This is a genomic window from Edaphobacter dinghuensis (genome assembly GCF_014640335.1).
Classification (GTDB): domain Bacteria; phylum Acidobacteriota; class Terriglobia; order Terriglobales; family Acidobacteriaceae; genus Edaphobacter; species Edaphobacter dinghuensis.
On record NZ_BMGT01000003.1, the window covers coordinates 925,509 to 942,203 of the forward strand.

At 56.3% G+C, this 16,695-nt stretch carries 11 protein-coding genes; 5 read left to right on the forward strand and 6 right to left on the reverse strand.

What is annotated here, in order from left to right:
* The first annotated feature begins 45 nt into the window (after positions 1-45).
* Positions 46-981: a UDP-glucuronic acid decarboxylase family protein gene (locus IEW09_RS15720; RefSeq protein WP_188555120.1), complete on the forward strand. Its 936-nt coding sequence runs from the start codon at positions 46-48 to the stop codon at positions 979-981.
* A gap of 71 nt (positions 982-1,052) precedes the next feature.
* Here the strand turns inward: IEW09_RS15720 and IEW09_RS15725 are convergent, their stop codons facing one another.
* The 4 genes from IEW09_RS15725 to argJ form a co-directional block, all read right to left on the reverse strand.
* The gene (locus IEW09_RS15725; protein ID WP_308420562.1) at positions 1,053-2,927 is read right to left on the reverse strand and encodes a capsule assembly Wzi family protein; all 1,875 of its coding nucleotides are present in this window, start codon (positions 2,925-2,927) and stop codon (positions 1,053-1,055) included.
* Positions 2,928-3,024: 97 nt separating this feature from the next.
* A complete protein-coding gene (locus IEW09_RS15730) occupies positions 3,025-3,885 on the reverse strand; it encodes a thiamine pyrophosphate-dependent enzyme (RefSeq protein ID WP_188555121.1) in 861 nt (286 codons plus the stop codon).
* An 87-nt stretch (positions 3,886-3,972) separates the two neighbouring features.
* Positions 3,973-6,639, reverse strand: a complete 2,667-nt coding sequence (gene aceE, locus IEW09_RS15735) for a pyruvate dehydrogenase (acetyl-transferring), homodimeric type (protein WP_188555122.1) — start codon at positions 6,637-6,639, stop codon at positions 3,973-3,975.
* Between the two features lie 172 nt (positions 6,640-6,811).
* The gene (gene argJ / locus IEW09_RS15740; RefSeq protein ID WP_229739362.1) at positions 6,812-8,074 is read right to left on the reverse strand and encodes a bifunctional glutamate N-acetyltransferase/amino-acid acetyltransferase ArgJ; all 1,263 of its coding nucleotides are present in this window, start codon (positions 8,072-8,074) and stop codon (positions 6,812-6,814) included.
* 98 nt (positions 8,075-8,172) lie between these two features.
* Between argJ and IEW09_RS15745 the strand changes: the two genes are divergently transcribed.
* Positions 8,173-8,868: an L-ribulose-5-phosphate 4-epimerase gene (locus tag IEW09_RS15745; protein WP_188555123.1), complete on the forward strand. Its 696-nt coding sequence runs from the start codon at positions 8,173-8,175 to the stop codon at positions 8,866-8,868.
* 71 nt (positions 8,869-8,939) lie between these two features.
* Here the strand turns inward: IEW09_RS15745 and IEW09_RS15750 are convergent, their stop codons facing one another.
* Complete coding sequence (locus IEW09_RS15750) at positions 8,940-10,013, reverse strand: Gfo/Idh/MocA family oxidoreductase (protein ID WP_188555124.1); 1,074 nt, start codon at positions 10,011-10,013, stop codon at positions 8,940-8,942.
* A gap of 306 nt (positions 10,014-10,319) precedes the next feature.
* On the opposite strand from IEW09_RS15750, the gene IEW09_RS15755 reads away from it, so the two are divergent.
* Entirely contained in the window at positions 10,320-12,029 is a 1,710-nt protein-coding gene (locus IEW09_RS15755) for a tetratricopeptide repeat protein (protein WP_188555125.1), read from the forward strand.
* Here IEW09_RS15755 and xylB read toward each other — a convergent pair.
* Complete coding sequence (gene xylB, locus IEW09_RS15760; RefSeq protein WP_188555126.1) at positions 12,026-13,495, reverse strand: xylulokinase; 1,470 nt, start codon at positions 13,493-13,495, stop codon at positions 12,026-12,028. The two genes, IEW09_RS15755 and xylB, sit on opposite strands and share 4 nt — an antisense overlap.
* Before the next feature lie 246 nt (positions 13,496-13,741).
* Between xylB and IEW09_RS15765 the strand changes: the two genes are divergently transcribed.
* Both IEW09_RS15765 and IEW09_RS15770 read left to right on the forward strand, forming a co-directional pair.
* Complete coding sequence (locus tag IEW09_RS15765; RefSeq protein WP_229739363.1) at positions 13,742-15,250, forward strand: TolC family protein; 1,509 nt, start codon at positions 13,742-13,744, stop codon at positions 15,248-15,250.
* 1 nt (position 15,251) lies between these two features.
* Positions 15,252-16,553, forward strand: coding sequence for an HlyD family secretion protein (locus IEW09_RS15770; protein ID WP_229739364.1), 1,302 nt, complete (start codon positions 15,252-15,254; stop codon positions 16,551-16,553).
* The last annotated feature ends 142 nt before the right edge of the window (positions 16,554-16,695 follow it).

A 16,695-nucleotide genomic window follows, 5' to 3' on the forward strand; every position in this document is an offset into this window, starting at 1 on the left:
ATCGGCCAAAGGTCGCTACCAGCTAAAGAAAGGTAACAAAGATTAATGCCTCAAAGAATTTTAGTCACTGGAGCCGCCGGGTTTTTAGGCTCACATCTCTGTGATGCATTGCTGGCTAAGGGAAATACTGTCATAGGTGTAGATAACCTATGCACGGGAAATACAAATAACCTCAAACATCTTGCAGCAGAATCAAAATTTAGTTTTATAGAGCAGGATATTTGTAATGCATTTGATCCTGGAAAAGTAGATTTCATCTTTAACTTTGCTTCGCCCGCAAGCCCTATTGATTACACGCGGCTTGGTGTTGAGACACTTTTTGTAGGCTCGACAGGTACGATCAATACGCTAGACTTGGCGAAAAAATATGATGCCGGGTATCTTCACGCCTCAACCTCTGAGTGCTATGGCGATCCGCTGGTGCATCCCCAGGTTGAGACATACTGGGGAAACGTGAATCCGATTGGGCCACGGTCTGTCTACGATGAAGCCAAGCGCTTTTCTGAGGCAGTTGTAATGGCCTATCACCGCTATTACGGCGTCAATACTCACCTCGTTCGCATCTTCAATACGTATGGTCCACGTCTTCAGGTCAATGATGGTCGTGTGATCTCGAATTTCATGGCGCAGGCGCTCCGTGGTGAGCCGCTCACTATCTACGGCGACGGTTCGCAGACACGCAGCTTCTGCTATGTCTCCGACCTTATCGAGGGGATTGTTCTTCTTGCCGATTCGGAGGAGCATCTTCCGGTCAATATTGGAAATCCTGATGAGTGGACGATCCTGGAGTGTGCGCAAGAGGTGCTGGCTGTTACCGGCGCGAAGACAGAGATCATCTCGAAGCCTCTGCCGCAGGACGATCCAACTCGACGGCGTCCTGATATCACTAAAGCCAAAACACTTCTCGGCTGGGAACCGAAGGTAAGTCTTCGCCAGGGCTTGGAGAATTCACTGCAGTATTTCAAAGATTGCGTAAAGTGATTACATTCGATTGACGAATACTTAGGTAAAAGAGCCCAGCCAATTGGCTGGGCTCTTTTGCTTATCAACCCTCAGGGCTGAGGATAGCTATGTAATTTCGGAAACCATGTGAACTGTACCGCAGCCGTAGTGTCCTTCTGCAGACCAGACTTATAGATGGGAGCTTTCCATCCTTCATACTGCACCCATCCATTGAGCTCCAGATCTTGTCCGAATCTTTTCACTACGCTGACTTTGAACTGGTTCTGTGTCGTTCCACCTGGAATGAAGTCCTTTGGTGTCTTCTTATTGAGATATTCCAGTTGCACCGATTCGTTACCGGAGAGGTGGTAAGTTATCCATGCTTGCCCACCTTTTGCCTCACGGCCAATCCAGTCGCCCATGATGTATCCCTTGTTCGTATATCCCTGGACTTGAATCGTTTCGAAATAGTTGAACTGTCCTGCGAAACTTCTCGATACCCCGGGATCAGTTGTGACGCCCTCTAATCTCAGGTCCAGTTTGTGAAACTTGGGAAACTGGGAGATATAGAGGCCAGTACGGTAAGCAGCACGTCGAGGAGCGCTAACTGGGGTTACGTCGTCATGCGCAATCGAGTCGATATATAGGGTGGCATACTTTCTGACGAAGGGGAGACGGTAAGAGAAATTGAAGTCACTGTAACGAGCCCCCGGATCATTGCGAGAATGCTTCTCTTCTGAAGATGTATCGCTGGTGTCGAAGAAGCCTTTGAGAAAAGTATGCAGTGTGACAGGGGCGTGACCTTCTCCGCCAAAGATGATCGTCCGTTGGAAGCCAAACTCAAAGTTTACTGTTGGACGAAAAGAAAACATCTCGGAATGTACCCAGGGGCTATTCGGTGATGTATGTCCCTTGAGACTGCCAATGAAAAAATCGTACCGCATGGGGCCAAGAAGCTTCGACAGTAAAAATATATTCAGCGGTTCAACTCTGTTGACCCGGAATGAATAGATGTTCTCCGCATTGTTGGACCAGGCCAGGGCGCCGCCAGCGGCAGGCCCAAGCCAAGCATCGGTCTTTCCAGCCGATATCTCATGTCCAAGCAGATGAATGGAGAGAGCGCCTTCTACTAAGCGAAAAGGATTTTGTGCCTGGATAGGGCCAGCGGGAATTGTAGCCTGAGGCTCGTTGGGTGGAGCATAGGGAACGATGGTATCAATGGCTGATAGCTGGGTTGCGAGTGCGTTGGAATATCCCGCTGCCGATGGAGCATGCTGGTATTCGCCGCGCAAGTAGAGCGAGAACGGTCCCCATTCATTCACGGTTGAAAAGCCAGTGATGTTATTGAAGCCCGATTGGTAGGGGCGTCCGTAGTCGTTATTGATGGTCTGGCCCAGGTGATAGCTATCACGCAAGGGTGTTCCACCAATTCCCATAAAGCGTGTGTAGGTGGATTCGATCCCATAAATGGCTCCACGCGCGGTGTAGCCAGAGGGAACCTCGGCGTCGAACTCGGTCAGGAGCTTCGCCAAAATGTCTTGCGCCTCTTCGTTATCGCTGTGGATGATGTCGTATTTTGAATCCTGAAGCATGTGGAGCGCGCTACGGCGCGTCCATGGACGCATGCCCAGAAACATGGTGTCGAGAAATCCCATGGAGTAAAGCCGGGTCATAGCTGGATAGACCCAACTATCTACCGGAATGTAGGTTGATCCGTAACGATCCGGCAACTTATCTTCATCTAGCGGCCCATAAGGAACATAAGCGGTGAAGGGATTCTCGGGTGTGGCTGTTGCGGGTGGTACAGCGGGCTGATCGGTCTTCTGAGGTGATGGAATCGCCTGAGTTGCAGTCTGACTTTGCGGTGCATAAGCCGGCAATGCCGCCGGCGCGGACTGCGATGGGGATGTCGATGTCTGTGCAAACATCGTCGAGCCTGCACAGGCGACAAGAACCGCAATGGGAAGGTAGGCTTTTTTGCGCACTTGCACCTCAAACTTTTCTATTTGAATCGTTATCTCCAGTGTATCGTCTCAGCCTCTGGAGTTTGCTGTGCAGGCAGGTGAGGGAAGCAAGGAACGTTTATGAATGCTTTGCTGCTGCCAGCTTTTTGCGAAACGAATCGCTGACATGATTTACCCAGTCTTTGCTGGCAATGTTTCGTCCTGTCAAAAAATTTTTCATGTAAAAGATAGGATCATTAATTTCGTTGCTTCGTTGCTCTGCGTTGCAAGAAATGCATTCGATCAATACCGGGCCATCTTCACCACGAGACCGGCCAATCGACTCCTGTGCCACGCGATACAGCGCGATGGCATCGCTTGCGTCTACAGGAATTCCCGGAATTCCAACTGCCCGTGCCTTTGCACAGATATTTGTGGCTTCACCTTTGCCGCTTGCTTCAGGGAGAATGACAAAGATGATTGGCAAATTTAGCTTTGCCGTCAGCGTAAGAAGTTGTTTCCAGGATCGTTTTGGCAGCTCCGCATAATAAGCGTAAGCCATCACAATATTATTTTGCTTCTGGCTCTTGAGAGTGAGCGCTGCTCCCATCGCCATATTCAGACGGTCCTCTGCATCCTCAACCCAAGGTAGTTGGCGTGTCACAATGGTTGATTCGGTCGATATCGCATTTTCGATTTGCGCGTTGGAGATTACCTTAGCGATATGACTAAGAAGGGGACGGAGCGGAGCGCCGAAGAGAAGATCCATGGTCGCGCACATGCGAGCGTCGCTGACAAGATCGCCCTGTCTTAGCTCGATAGCTGTGGCCACGCGGCACGCCTCCTCTCCAGATGCAGAGGACAGTCGCTGTTTTTTTATCTTTCGCTGTGCTTTGGCGATATGCTCATTCAGTAATCTGGCCTGAGCCATCACGGTGTAAATTTGTCGGAGTTTTTTGTTGGGAACCAGTGGATTTTCGTGCGGCGCTGTTTCGCTCAAGCCAGATCTCCCATTACTGCTGCACTTCTATAAAACGAGGGCTCCATGAGGAACCCTCGTTTGAGTTAAGCTTCCTGCGATCGCAAGCTAGGCTTTTGAAGGATCGTCGCCCTCAACATTGAGACCGAGCTCTGCCAATGCCTTTTGTGCTTGCTTAGGCTTGAACTTGCCCTCGCGGGAGAGCTTCGAAAGAGTTGCCCCGACGATGGACTCCGCGTTTACCTCAAAGTGGCTGCGGAGATGCTCACGATTGTCGCTGCGGCCAAAGCCGTCAGTCCCCAACGATACAAGTCTGTTTGTCAGCCACGGTGACAGCTGGTCAGGCACAACCTTCATATAATCGCTGGCCGCGATGATGGGCCCGTGTGTTCCTGCGAGCGTTGTTTGCAGGTAGCTCTGGCGCTCCTTCTCGGTCGGATGGAGACGGTTCCAGCGCTCTACCGCCAAGGAGTCGCGACGTAGCTCGTTATAGCTGGTGACGCTCCAAACATTGGTCTGTACGCCGTACTTCGTCGACAGGATCTCCTGCGCACGAAGAACTTCGTTCAGAATCGTTCCGCTGCCGAAAAGCTGTGCAACTGCCTCGCCTTCGATCGCCGGCTTCAGCTTATAGAGGCCACGCAGAATGCCTTCGGTGACGCCCTCCGGCATAGCGGGCATGGCATAGTCTTCGTTGTACATCGTGATGTAGTAGAAAATGTCTTCGCCCTTCTCGTACATCCGGCGAATGCCATCCTGCACCACAACGGCAAGCTCGTAAACGAATGCCGGGTCGTAGGTAACGCAGGTGGGGACAGTGCTTGCCAGAACGATGCTGTGCCCATCCTGGTGCTGTAGTCCCTCGCCAAGCATGGTGGTGCGTCCTGCTGTGCCTCCCATCAGGAAGCCCTTGCCGCGCGAGTCGGCAAAGGCCCAGACCATGTCTCCGATACGTTGAAATCCGAACATTGAGTAGTACATGTAGAAGGGGATGGCCGGAATTTTGTAGTTTGCGTATGCCGTGCCTGCCGCAGTAAATGAAGCCATGGAACCGGCTTCGGTAATGCCTTCTTCGAGAATCTGCCCGTCCTGCGCTTCGCGGTAGTAGAGCAGCATGTCGGCATCGTGGGGGCTATACTTCTGGCCCTCGGGCGCATAGATGCCAACCTGTCGGATTGCTGACTCCATGCCAAAGGTGCGGCCTTCATCAGGCAGGATGGGCACGATAAGCTTGCCGATCTTCGGGTCTTTCAGCAGATGGCGAAGAATGCTTACAAAGCCCATCGTGGTCGAGACGGCACGCTTATTGGAGCCTCCGGTCCACTCGGCAAAATAATCCAGTCCCGGCGCGATGAAATCCAGTTTCGGTACCTCGCGCTTGGGCAGATATCCGCCTAGCTCTTGGCGTCGCTGCTGCATATATACGATCTCGGGAGCATCTTGTGCTGGGCGATAGGGCGTTCCGTGCGATGCTGCCTCTTCGGGAATGGGAATGTCGAACCGCTTCACAAAGGCAGCCAGCTCGGAATCGACCATCTTCTTCTCGTTGTGTGTGGCATTGCGGGCCTGCGACGAGCCCATGCCATAACCCTTTACAGTCTTTGCAAGAATGACGGTCGGGCCGCCCTTGTGCTCGATCGCCCGCTTGTAGGCGTTGTAGATCTTCGCCGGATCATGACCGCCGCGATGTAGACGCTCAAGCTGCTCATCGGTTAGATCGCGTACCAGCTCAAGCAGTTCCGGATACTTGCCAAAGAAGTTTTCACGCAGATAAGCACCATCCTTGGCCTTGAACGTCTGGAAGTCTCCATCTACGCACTCTTCCATTCGTCGCAGCAACAGACCCGTATGGTCGCGCTCAAAGAGCGCGTCCCAATCAGAGCCCCAGATCACCTTGATGACGTTCCAGCCTGCGCCGCGGAAGTGTCCTTCGAGCTCGTCGATGATGCGCTTGTTGCCGCGCACAGGGCCATCGAGTCGCTGCAGGTTGCAGTTCACCACAAAGATGAGGTTGTCCAGATTTTCACGGGCAGCAACGGCAATCGCTCCCAGGGTGTCGACCTCATCGGTCTCGCCGTCGCCGACAAAGGCCCAGACCTTGCGCTCAGTCGGCTGAATGAGGCCGCGATGCTCGAGATAGCGCATGAAGCGCGCCTGGTAGATGGCATTCAGCGGGCCGATTCCCATGGACACCGTAGGGAAGTTCCAGAAGTTGGGCATCAGCCAAGGGTGCGGATAGGAGCTCAGACCCGGCGTTTCGCGCAGTTCGTGGCGGAAATTTTTGAGGTGGCTATCATCGAGCCTGCCTTCGAGGTAAGCACGAGCATAAACTCCGGGTGATGCGTGACCCTGGAAGTAGACGAAGTCTCCCGGTTGGTCTCCATACTTGGCGCGGAAGAAATGATTGAAGCCGACCTCAAGCAAGGTAGCAAGCGATGAGTACGTCGAGATGTGACCGCCGATGCCGGCGTCCTTTTTATTCTGACCGTGTACCATTGCCATTGCGTTCCAGCGAATTAGCGCTTCGACACGGCGCTCGAGCGCTCGGTCTCCCGGATAGGGGACCTCATCGTGCTTGGCAATGGTGTTCAGATAACGCGTCGTCAGCTCACTCGACGTCGGCACCCCGGCCTGCTGCGCTCTTTGCCGGAGGGTTTCGAGAAGTTCGGCGCCCTGTTCCCAGTCATTGGCAATGACATCGTCAAACGCCTCAATCCACTCGGACACTTCTTCGGAAAAATCAATCTGGGCCGGAGTTTCAAGTTTCATCGTCATAAGCAATCCTTATATCCCCAGTTGCCGGGGTTGTAGATCAGCGCTCCAAATGCACTGCTTCTAGGATAGTCGTCTTCGGGTAAAAACGTCACTAAGGTTCCGTTTTTCAAAGGAAAATCAATGAATGCGAGTTGATAATCGACCGCAGAAGATTGGGTTACAGAAACAAGTTCTATGTGGAGTAGTCGGCATTGATCCGCACATACTCCGCAGTAAGATCACACGTAATAAACCTGCACTCGGAGTTGCCTTGCCCGAGGTCCAACGTGATGGTGTATTCACGCTGCTGCATGGTCGTATGGGCGGCGGCTTCATCGAAATGAGGTGTTCGCATCCCAAGCTCGAAAACCGGCTGCGTCCCGATCCTGATGTTCACCTTCTCTGGATTAAATGTTGCACCGCTGTACCCGGCGGCTGCCAGCAGACGGCCCCAGTTGGGATCTGCGCTTGACCAGGCAGTCTTGCAGAGCGGAGAGTGGGCGATTGCCTTGGCAACCTGCTTTGCCTCCACCGGTGTGCGGGCTCCAGTAATGTGCAGCGTTACGACATGACCTACGCCCTCACCGTCATCGACGATCTGGTGAGCCAGGGAATAGCACACCTGGTTGAGCGCGTTGGCAAAGGGCTCTGTGGTCTGTTCGTTGAGCCTGGTCCGGGTATCTCCGCTGGCCAGCAGTAGAACGGTGTCGTTTGTCGAGGTGTCGCCGTCGATGGAGATACAGTTAAAGCTCTGCTCCACGGCCGGAGCCAGAAGTTTATTCAGCTCTTCGGTCGAAGCCGACAGATCGGTGAAGAGATACACCAGCATGGTGGCATGCGGTGGACCGATCGGGGCACCGAGTTGGGGATGAATCATGCCCGCACCCTTTGCTGCGCCGAAGATATTGACCTCGGCTCCGTCGATGGTAACGACTGCGCGAGCTATCTTCATACGCGTGTCGGTCGTCATGATGGCCTGAGCAAACAGTTCAGCGTGTGCCGGGGTATCGCCCAGCGCAGCTTCGACGGCGGGCAGAGCCGCGATTACTTTTTCGGCTGGAAAGGGAACGCCGATGATGCCGGTCGAGGAGGGAATAACTTCGTCGAAGATGCAATGAAATGTCTCGGCGGCGGCGACACATGTCTGCACGCAGGTATCGATGCCGGCCTGTCCGGTGGCGCAGTTGGCGTTGCCTGCATTGACCAGAACGGCTGCGACTCTTCCACCGGTAACTTGGAGATGTCGGCGACCTACGGTGACCGGAGCCGCAACGACCTGATTTTTTGTGTACATTACTGCCGCATTTGCGGTTTTGGGGGCAATCGCTACAGCTACGTCCAGCTTTCCACTGGCTTTGATGCCGGCTTTAACTGCACCCCATTTGAAGCCGCGGGGAAGGGGCTGGACGTTCACTTCTTGCTCCAGGTTCATGACCTTATTTTGCTCGATGCTCATAGACTTACTTTATCAAGGGAAAGCGCTTTCCAAAGTGTTTCGGATATTCTGGAATAATTGCAGGCCATTGTGCGGAATTGCTTAGAAAGAGGATGTTTATGTTGCTTGAAGAATTGCGGAAATCGGTGCTTGAGGCCAATCTGGAGCTGGTGCGACGAGGGCTTGTCCTCTATACGTTCGGCAATGCCAGCGGTGTGGACCGCAAGCAGGGACTAGTCGTGATTAAGCCCTCCGGCGTCGACTATGACGAGCTCCGACCGGAGCATATGGTGGTGACCGACCTGAACGGCAAGATCGTTGAGGGAACACTGCGTCCCTCCTCGGATCTCGATACGCATACTCTCCTCTATCGCGAGTTTGCCGATATTGGAGCGGTCGTGCACACCCACTCGGAGTACGCTACCAGCTTTGCCCAGGCAGGAATGGCGATCCCGGCACTCGGAACGACGCACGCCGACTACTTCTATGGATCGGTTCCGGTGACGGAAGAGCTTACTGACAAGGCAATCGGCGGACGGTACGTGCACGAGACCGGACTGGCCATCGTCAATCGCTTTAAAGGGATCGATCCGCTGGCCGTGCCTGCCTGCCTGGTGGCCGGTCATGCTCCCTTTGTCTGGGGCAAAACGCCGCACGACGCGGCGCATAATGCAGTGGTGTTGGAGGCCGTGGCGCGGATGGCATACCGCACGTTGACTTTGCAGGCTGATTGCAAGGGCGTTTCACAGGCTCTTCTGGATCGGCACTACTTCAGGAAACATGGGGCTTCGGCGACCTATGGACAGTCCTGCTGATCCTGAACGCAACAAGCAACAACGGCCCCATCTTCATATGGTGAAGATGGGGCCGTTTGTTATCTATAGGGTTAGAAGCTTACGGCGAGAGTACGCGCCTGAGCAGAGCTTTCCCGTGCCATTTCGAGCAGCTTGATGACGCGGTAGGCGTCTTCGGGCTGGACCGCTAGCTTTGCCTTGTCATTGATGGCGTCGCGTACGTTGGCGTAGTAGTTGCGATAATCTCCGGTCTCGGTCCTGACGGGGGTGCGAGTCAGCGTGGTGGGGTCGGCTGGGTTGGGAGCTACAGTCAGAACTCCCCATTCGGACTCTGGCTCGTTGAGCCATACTTTGGCATCGCCCATGCGTGGCACTTTAGCTCCTCCAAGGAGGGCTGGCTCCTGCGGATCGAGACCGTACTTCTTGAAGCTGCCATGGGTGCCGTGGAGCAGAAAGCGCGGAGCGGCATCGCAGGCCAGCATGCTGGCTCGGCAGTGGGCGAGCAACCTGGGATAGTGCAGAGTGATGTCGAAGGCATCCTCGATCTCGGTTAAGTCACGATCTTTGCGAACGCTGGCGGTGATGGCTTGGGGCGCGCCGAAGAGGGCCAATGTCTGATCGACGAGATGAGGTCCGAGATCAAAGAGCATGCCGTTGGCTGCATTTCCAGACTCCTTCCACGTCGCCTCGCGAGGCAGCGGACGGAAGCGGTCGAAGTGGGACTCGAAGGTGACGAGTCTGCCCACGGCTTTCTGGTCGACCAACTTGCGGACAGTAAGGAAGTCACCGTCCCAGCGGCGGTTATGGTATGGGGCAAGAACGAGGTTGCGGGACTTGGCGAGATCAATCAACTCGAGAGCTTCGGCGCTGGTGGCAGCGAAGGGTTTGTCGATGACGACGTGTTTACCGGCTTCGAGGGCCTGCTTGGCGAGCGTGAAGTGAGTTTCGTTAGGCGTGCCAACAACGATGAGCTGAACGGACGGATCGGCAAGGGCCTCTTCGACGGAGCGGAGGATGCGGGTTTCGGGATAGGCCTTGGCGGCTTCATCGCCGCGGCGCTGCACAATGGCTTCGAGCCTGAGGCCGGGGACGGCGTGGACGAAGGGGGCATGGAAGACGCGTCCGGCGAGGCCGAAACCGATGACTGCAACTCCTATATCTGACATTGCTGCTCTCCTTGATTGGTTGTGCACCAGTGTTTCATAGTGGATGGTGTAGGCCAAAGGCACGGAGCCATCTTTGGAATATGCCTGTGATTGATAGGATGGGTCTGTGGCTTGTTGGCGCATGATCGGTATTTGGGATGCCAATGATGGCGCGGGATTCTTAGGCTCACGGCGGCGTATTTTTTGAGATCTTCCTCCAGAACAAAACGACCCGTACCGCAGAGCCGCGTATCGCGCTGGAGCACTCTCTCCGATTGGTGCTTTGCGCATCAAGGGATCGTCTTTGCTGTTGCGGGTGCGGTGTGGGTGCTCGCACTTTACTGGAAGGCGCTGAGCGCTCCCTTCGTTTATGACGACGTGGACCAGATCGTCAATAACCCAGCGCTGACCTCGTTGCGGTTGACCTTTCATCGGTTCTGGCTGGCCCCCGTCTCGTTCAACAGCGAGATTGGCGGCGCGGGAAGCGCGACCTATCGACCACTTTATTGGATGAGTCTTGCGCTCGACCGCTGGATATGGGGCTTGCACGCCAGCGGATTTCATCTTACGAACCTTGTCCTGCACTGGCTCAATGGAGTGCTCGCATTTTTGCTGCTACGGCGGCTGCGGGTCGCACCTTGGGCTGCCGCAATAGCGGCGCTGCTTTGGCTGGGGCTTCCGATCAATACCGAGGCGGTGACTTGGATCAGTGCACGGGGCTATGTGCTCTGCACCTTCTTTGTGCTGCTGGCGTTGTTGGCTGCAAATGGCTTTCTGCGCGAAGGCAAATCACGACTTCTGCTAGCAGGATACTTTGCCGCTTCGCTGGCCGCGCTGCTGAGCCATGAAGAGGGCGTGCTCGTTCTTCCGCTGGCGCTGCTGGTGGCCTATGCGACCAACCGGCTGTCGCGCAGGCTGGCAGGTGGGCTGGTGGCTGCATCGATCCTATCCGGGCTGATCGATATCGCTCTAAGAGAGGCGGTCAAAACAGGCTCCGGGGGGACCGGTGCCGCCTTGTGGGCCGTGGGGCTGGCGTTCTGGCGCTATATGCAATGGATGGTTCTGCCCGTGCATATGAGTGTGGAGCGGTCGACCTCGATGCCCGCCAATGCAGCTTCGCTGGGAACAATTGCAGGCTGGCTGGGGCTGGTGGCGCTGATCGCCGCGATTGCTCTGCTGCGGAAACGAGAGCCGGCTGTTTCCGCGGGACTCGCCTGGGTGGTGATTGCGTTGCTGCCGTTTTGTGGCTTTGTCACGATCTATCAGGGGATGGCGGAGCGGTTCGAGTATCTGGCTGCTGCCGGGCTGGCGCTGGCTGCTGTTGCATTGGTGTTGGGGCTAAGCGGTCGCTGGCGGCGGATTGCTGTGGGCTTACTTGCAATCTGGATGATATGGGGAGCGTGGCGGACATGGGCACGGGTGCTGAACTGGCAAAGCCCGGCGGGGCTCTATGCGAGCTCGCTGGAGGCAACGCCGAGGAGTCCAGTACTACTCTATAACCTGGGGTTGGAGTTCCGGCGAAGCGGCGATGTGCTGAGCGCGGCGAAGCTCTACGGGCAGGCGGTAAAGCTACAGCCTCGCTATACGCGGGCGCTCGCAGGGCTAGGAGATGTCTATATACAACTCGGCGAGACTCGGGATGCAGTGAATTACTTTGAACGGGCGCTGGCTCTCAATCCCACCGACAAGGAGACGGTGATCGACCTGGGCGAGGCTTTACAGCGCATGGGCGACAAGCAGGGAGCCGAGGTTCAGTTACGTAAGGCGATTGCGCTCGACCCGTCGCAGGGCGAGGCTTATACCGATCTGGGCGCATTGCTGGCCGATACGGGGCGGATCGACGAGGCGATTCAGTGCTTCCAGACGGCGATCAAAAACAAGCCTGACGACGCGACACCTTACTTCGACCTGGCGGTGATGTTTCAGCAGCGCGGCCAGGATGAGGTCGCGCTGCCGTTTTACAAGAAGGTGTTGGAGCTGAAGCCGGGTGACCCGGATACGATCCGGAATGTCAGCAAGCTGCATTTGGAGCGTTAGTCGGCCAACGAGCGCAGGGCCGGATAGACCTTACGGTATTGCCGATAGGCTTCGTTCATTGCGGCGGCGTTCTGCGGAGCGATGGTCTGAGCGATGCGAATTGTGGAAGCACAGGCCGCCTCAACGCTGGGCCATGCGTTGACGCCGGTTCCGGCGAGGAGAGCCGCTCCAAAGGCTCCGCCCTCTTCGGCTTCGAGCAGCTCCACCGGCTGGCCGTAGACGTCGGCCTGAATCTGCCGCCAGAGCGGGCCTCGTGCTCCTCCCCCGCCGAGGCGGATGCTCTCGACCGGAATGTGCAGCTCTTGAAAGAGAGTAAAGGTGTCGCGCAGGCTCATGGCTACACCCTCCAATACAGCGCGGACGAAGTGGGCCTGGGTGTGGCTGGCCGTGATCCCGACAAATGCGGCGCGAGCGTTGGGGTCGAGATGCGGTGTGCGCTCGCCAAAGAGATAGGGTGCCCAAAGCAGGCCGTCGCTGGCGGCGGGAACGTTTGCGGCAAGTGCGCTGAGCGTGTCGTAGCTGCTGGCAGCGGCGAAGGTATCGCGGAAGTAACGCAAGCTGAGACCGGCGCCATTGGTCACTCCCATGACGTGCCAGCGGTTAGGGGCAGCGTGGCAGAAGGTGTGCAGGCGGCCGAGGCGGTCTTTCGTGGGAGTGTCGGTGGCGGCAAAAACGACTCCGCTGGTGCCGATAGTGGCGGAGACCGAGCCGGGCGCGAGGATGCCCATTCCAACCGCTCCGGCACCTTGATCGCCGGCTCCGGCAGCTACGGGCGTGCCTGTGGCCAGACCTGTGGCAGCGGCCCCCGCGTCGGAGATGTGGGCGCAGATCTCGGGGCCTTCGAAGAGACGGGGAAGCCACTGCAAGGGAATCCCGGCAGCTTCAGCCACTTCAGCAGACCAGCGGCGGTGGGCCACGTCAAGCAGAAGTGTGCCGCTGGCCTCCTGCATGTCCATCGCGAGCTCGCCGGTGAGGCGGTAACGGACGTAATCCTTGGGACAGAGTACATGGGCAATGCGGGCAAAGATCTCGGGCTGGTGATCGCGGACCCAGAGTAGTTTGGTAAGGGTGAAATTCGGCAGGGCCGGATTGGCGGTTAGTTCGATCAGGCGTTCGAAGCCGATTTTTTCCGTAAGCCAGTCGCATTGGGGCTGAGTACGCTGGTCGCACCAGATCAGTGCCGGGCGAAGAACCTCGCCATTGGCGTCGAGCATGACGCAGCCGTGCATCTGGCCGGTCAGGCCGATGGCTTCAATTTCGCTGCCTGCGAGTTCGCTTTCGGCCATGGCTCCGGCGATGGCTTCGCGGGCGGCCCGCCACCAGTCGTTGGGATCCTGTTCGGCCCAGCCGATGTGTTCGGAATGAATGGGCTTGTGTTCCGCGCTGCTTGAGGCGATAACTTTGCCGTTACGGTCGATGAGGATTGCCCGGGTGCCACCGGTTCCGACGTCTACTCCAAGAAACATGATGGTTTCCTTTTAGTCTTGTAAATGCTTTTAGTAGCAGTGTATCCGGTACGATCAGGTCGGGCGAGAGACTGCTAAGATTCTGCCTGGATTTTGCATACGATACTTTTTGAAGATTCCGGATGACTTAGCGCATCTCAATATACGAAGAGAGAGACATTCGGTATATCGATGACACAGGGTGTAAACGTTTCTGTGTGATCAAAACCGTAGGATTAGTGTGAGAGATACAGGTAACATTCACGTATGAGCCAAAGCATGAGAGTGCGTTACTCCCGGAATCTGGTTGCTGCGCTGGCGATTGGTCTGCTAGGCCTGCCCGCATGGGCGCAGCAGGATACAAGCCAGACTACGGCCAGTGGACCGAGCACAGGGCAGACCAGCTCGCCGATCGCAGCGGCGCAGCAGCAACTTTATACAGCGTCGGGTGAAAATGGAGCGCAGCCTACGCAGGATTCATTTCGGGGCAGCGTCGTGGAAGGGAAGTCGACGGGAACGATGATGGACCTGTCGCTCGACGAGGCGATTCAACGCGGTCTTCGCAACAACCTGGGGATCATTCTGCAGTCGTCGACACAGAAGAATGCAGGAGGCCAGCGGCTCGAAGAGTTGCAGGCGTTGCTGCCTACGGTCACCGCCTCTGGCAGCGTCGAGGTACAGCAGATCAACCTCGCAGCCGAAGGCCTGAAATTTCCCGGACTGAACCCGATCATCGGGCCATTCCAGGTCGTGGACTTCAGGGCGTTCCTGACGCAGAACCTGGTAAACGTTTCGGCGCTCCAGAATTACATTGCTGCGAAGCATAACTTTGAAGGGGCAAAGCTGACTGCCGATGACGCTCGTAATCTGGTGGTGTTGACGGTAGGCAACGCCTATCTGCTGTGCGTCGCAGATGCTGCACGCATTGAGGCGGTCAATGCGGAGATGGCGACCTCTAAGGTTTCACTCGATCAGGCGACCGACGCGCACGATGCCGGGACCAGCCCCAAGCTCGATGTGCTACGGGCGAAGGTGGACTATCAGAACGAAGAGCAGCGGTTGATCTCGGCGAAGAACGACTTGGCAAAGGATAAGCTGGCACTGGCACGGACGATCGGCCTGCCGCTTGACCAGGAGTTTCGGTTGACGGATCAGGTTCCGTTCGCCGCGCTTGATCATGTGAATCCCGATACAGCTTTCGCGCAGGCATTGGCCTCTCGTAAAGATCTTGCGGCTTCGGCGGAGCAGGTGAAGGCGGCGCGTGCGGAGAAGACTTCGGCGTGGGCGAGCCAGCTTCCCGTGGCCAGCTTCTCGGGCGATTTCGGCGACCTGGGAACGACGCCGGGGCACTCTCATGGAACCTACTCGGCTACCGGCAAGATCAGCGCGCCGGTTCTGCAGATCGCCAAGACTCGTGGCCAGGAGCAGGTTGCCGACGCTCAATATGAGCAGGCGAAGGCCAGGTTGGCTGATCAGGCGCAGCAAGTGAATGCGGATGTTCGTGACAGCTTGCTGGACATTCAGGCGGCCGAAAAGCTTGTCGAGGCGACGCACTCGAACGTCGAGCTTGCCAACGAGGCCCTGAGCGATGCTCAGCAGCGGTTTCATGCCGGTGTTTCGGATAACCTCGCTGTCTCTCAAGCGCAGTCGCAGACGGAATTAGCCAACGATCAATACATTAGCGCGCTTTATCAGCATAACGTTGCCAAGCTCTCGCTGGCGCGGGCACTGGGCATAGCGCAGACGAATTACAAAGATTATCTCGGAGGGAAGTAGCTTGTCAGACCAAGTGGATCAAAATCACGACGGACAAACCGCGGAGATCAATGGAACAGGTCACCTTAAATCGCACAACGATGCGGGCAGGGGCGGCCGCAGTGGCGACGAGGAGTCTGCGCAGCCTGAGAAGTCGTCGCGCCGAAAATTTATCGTCATCGCGGTGCTGATCTTCCTGGTGGTGGGTGCAGCTTTGTTCTACTGGCACTCCACCTTCACCGAAGATACTGACGATGCCCAGATCGACGGCAATCTCTATCAGGTCAGCTCGCGTGTGACCGGGCAGGTTATCAAGGTCTATGTAGACGATAACCAGAAGGTCCAGCAGGGACAGTTGCTTGCAGAGATTGATCCCAAAGACTACCAGGTGGCTCTGGAGCAGGCGGAGGCAAACCTCGCCAGTGCACAGGCTGCTGCCATTCAGGCCAATGTCAACGTTCCCATTACCAGCACAAGCGTAAGCACGAACCTGAGCACGACGAGCTCTGATGTGCAGGCTGCGCAGGCGTCAGTGGCGCAGGCACAAAAGTCGGAGCAGGCGGCGGAGGCCCGCGTCGACCAGGCAAAGGCCAATGCCTTGAAGGCCAAGCTGGACGTCGAACGTTATACGCCATTGGTCCAGAAGGATGTCATTTCTAAGCAGCAATATGACGCTGCCGTGGCACAGGCTGACGGTACCTCCGCTGCTGTCATTGAAGCCCAGTCGCAGGTGATCGGACAGCAGGAGGCGGTGCGCGAAGCACAGCAGAAGCTGGCGCAGGCACGTTTTTCGGCGAACGAGTCAGTAAAGAATGGTCCGCAGCAGGTGAGGGTGCAGGAGGCGAAGGCCAACGCGGCTCTTGCCGAGGTGCAGCAGGCGCAGGCGAAGGTAGACCAAGCCAAGCTTAACCTGAGCTATACCCACATTACGGCTCCCACGACAGGAATCGTCAATAAGAAGAACGTACAGGTGGGTGCCAACCTTTCGATCGGACAGGACCTGCTGACGATCATTCCCCTGACGGATCTGTGGGTTACAGCGAACTTCAAAGAGACCCAGATTCAACACATGCACCCTGGGCAGGACGTTACGATTGAGGTGGATGCACTGGGCGGACGCAAGTTCCACGGCAAGGTCACTCAGATTGGCGGAGCCACCGGATCGCGCCTGTCTCTGTTCCCGCCAGAGAACGCCACGGGTAACTATGTGAAGGTGGTGCAACGCATTCCAGTTCGCATCGACTTCAATGACCTGCAGAAGGAAAATGGGGATTACGCGCTTCGGCCAGGATTCTCCGTCACTCCTTACGTCTCAGTTAAATAGAGAGAAGAACGGAGCAGAGCAGGTCAACCCCTTCTCGCAACAATTCTGAAGCACAGCCTCACCAATCTTGGTGGGGCTGTGTATCTTTAACGGCGAGGGCCTCGCATCCAAGCGGCGCTCTCGCTCATCTACAAAACATACC

Coding starts and splice junctions, on each gene's coding strand:
- IEW09_RS15720 (WP_188555120.1), top strand. CDS start 46: ATGCCTCAAAGAATTTTAGTCACTGGAGCCGCCGGGTTTTTAGGCTCA.
- aceE (WP_188555122.1), bottom strand. CDS start 6,639: ATGACGATGAAACTTGAAACTCCGGCCCAGATTGATTTTTCCGAAGAA.
- argJ (WP_229739362.1), bottom strand. CDS start 8,074: ATGAGCATCGAGCAAAATAAGGTCATGAACCTGGAGCAAGAAGTGAAC.
- IEW09_RS15745 (WP_188555123.1), top strand. CDS start 8,173: ATGTTGCTTGAAGAATTGCGGAAATCGGTGCTTGAGGCCAATCTGGAG.
- IEW09_RS15750 (WP_188555124.1), bottom strand. CDS start 10,013: ATGTCAGATATAGGAGTTGCAGTCATCGGTTTCGGCCTCGCCGGACGC.
- xylB (WP_188555126.1), bottom strand. CDS start 13,495: ATGTTTCTTGGAGTAGACGTCGGAACCGGTGGCACCCGGGCAATCCTC.
- IEW09_RS15765 (WP_229739363.1), top strand. CDS start 13,742: ATGAGCCAAAGCATGAGAGTGCGTTACTCCCGGAATCTGGTTGCTGCG.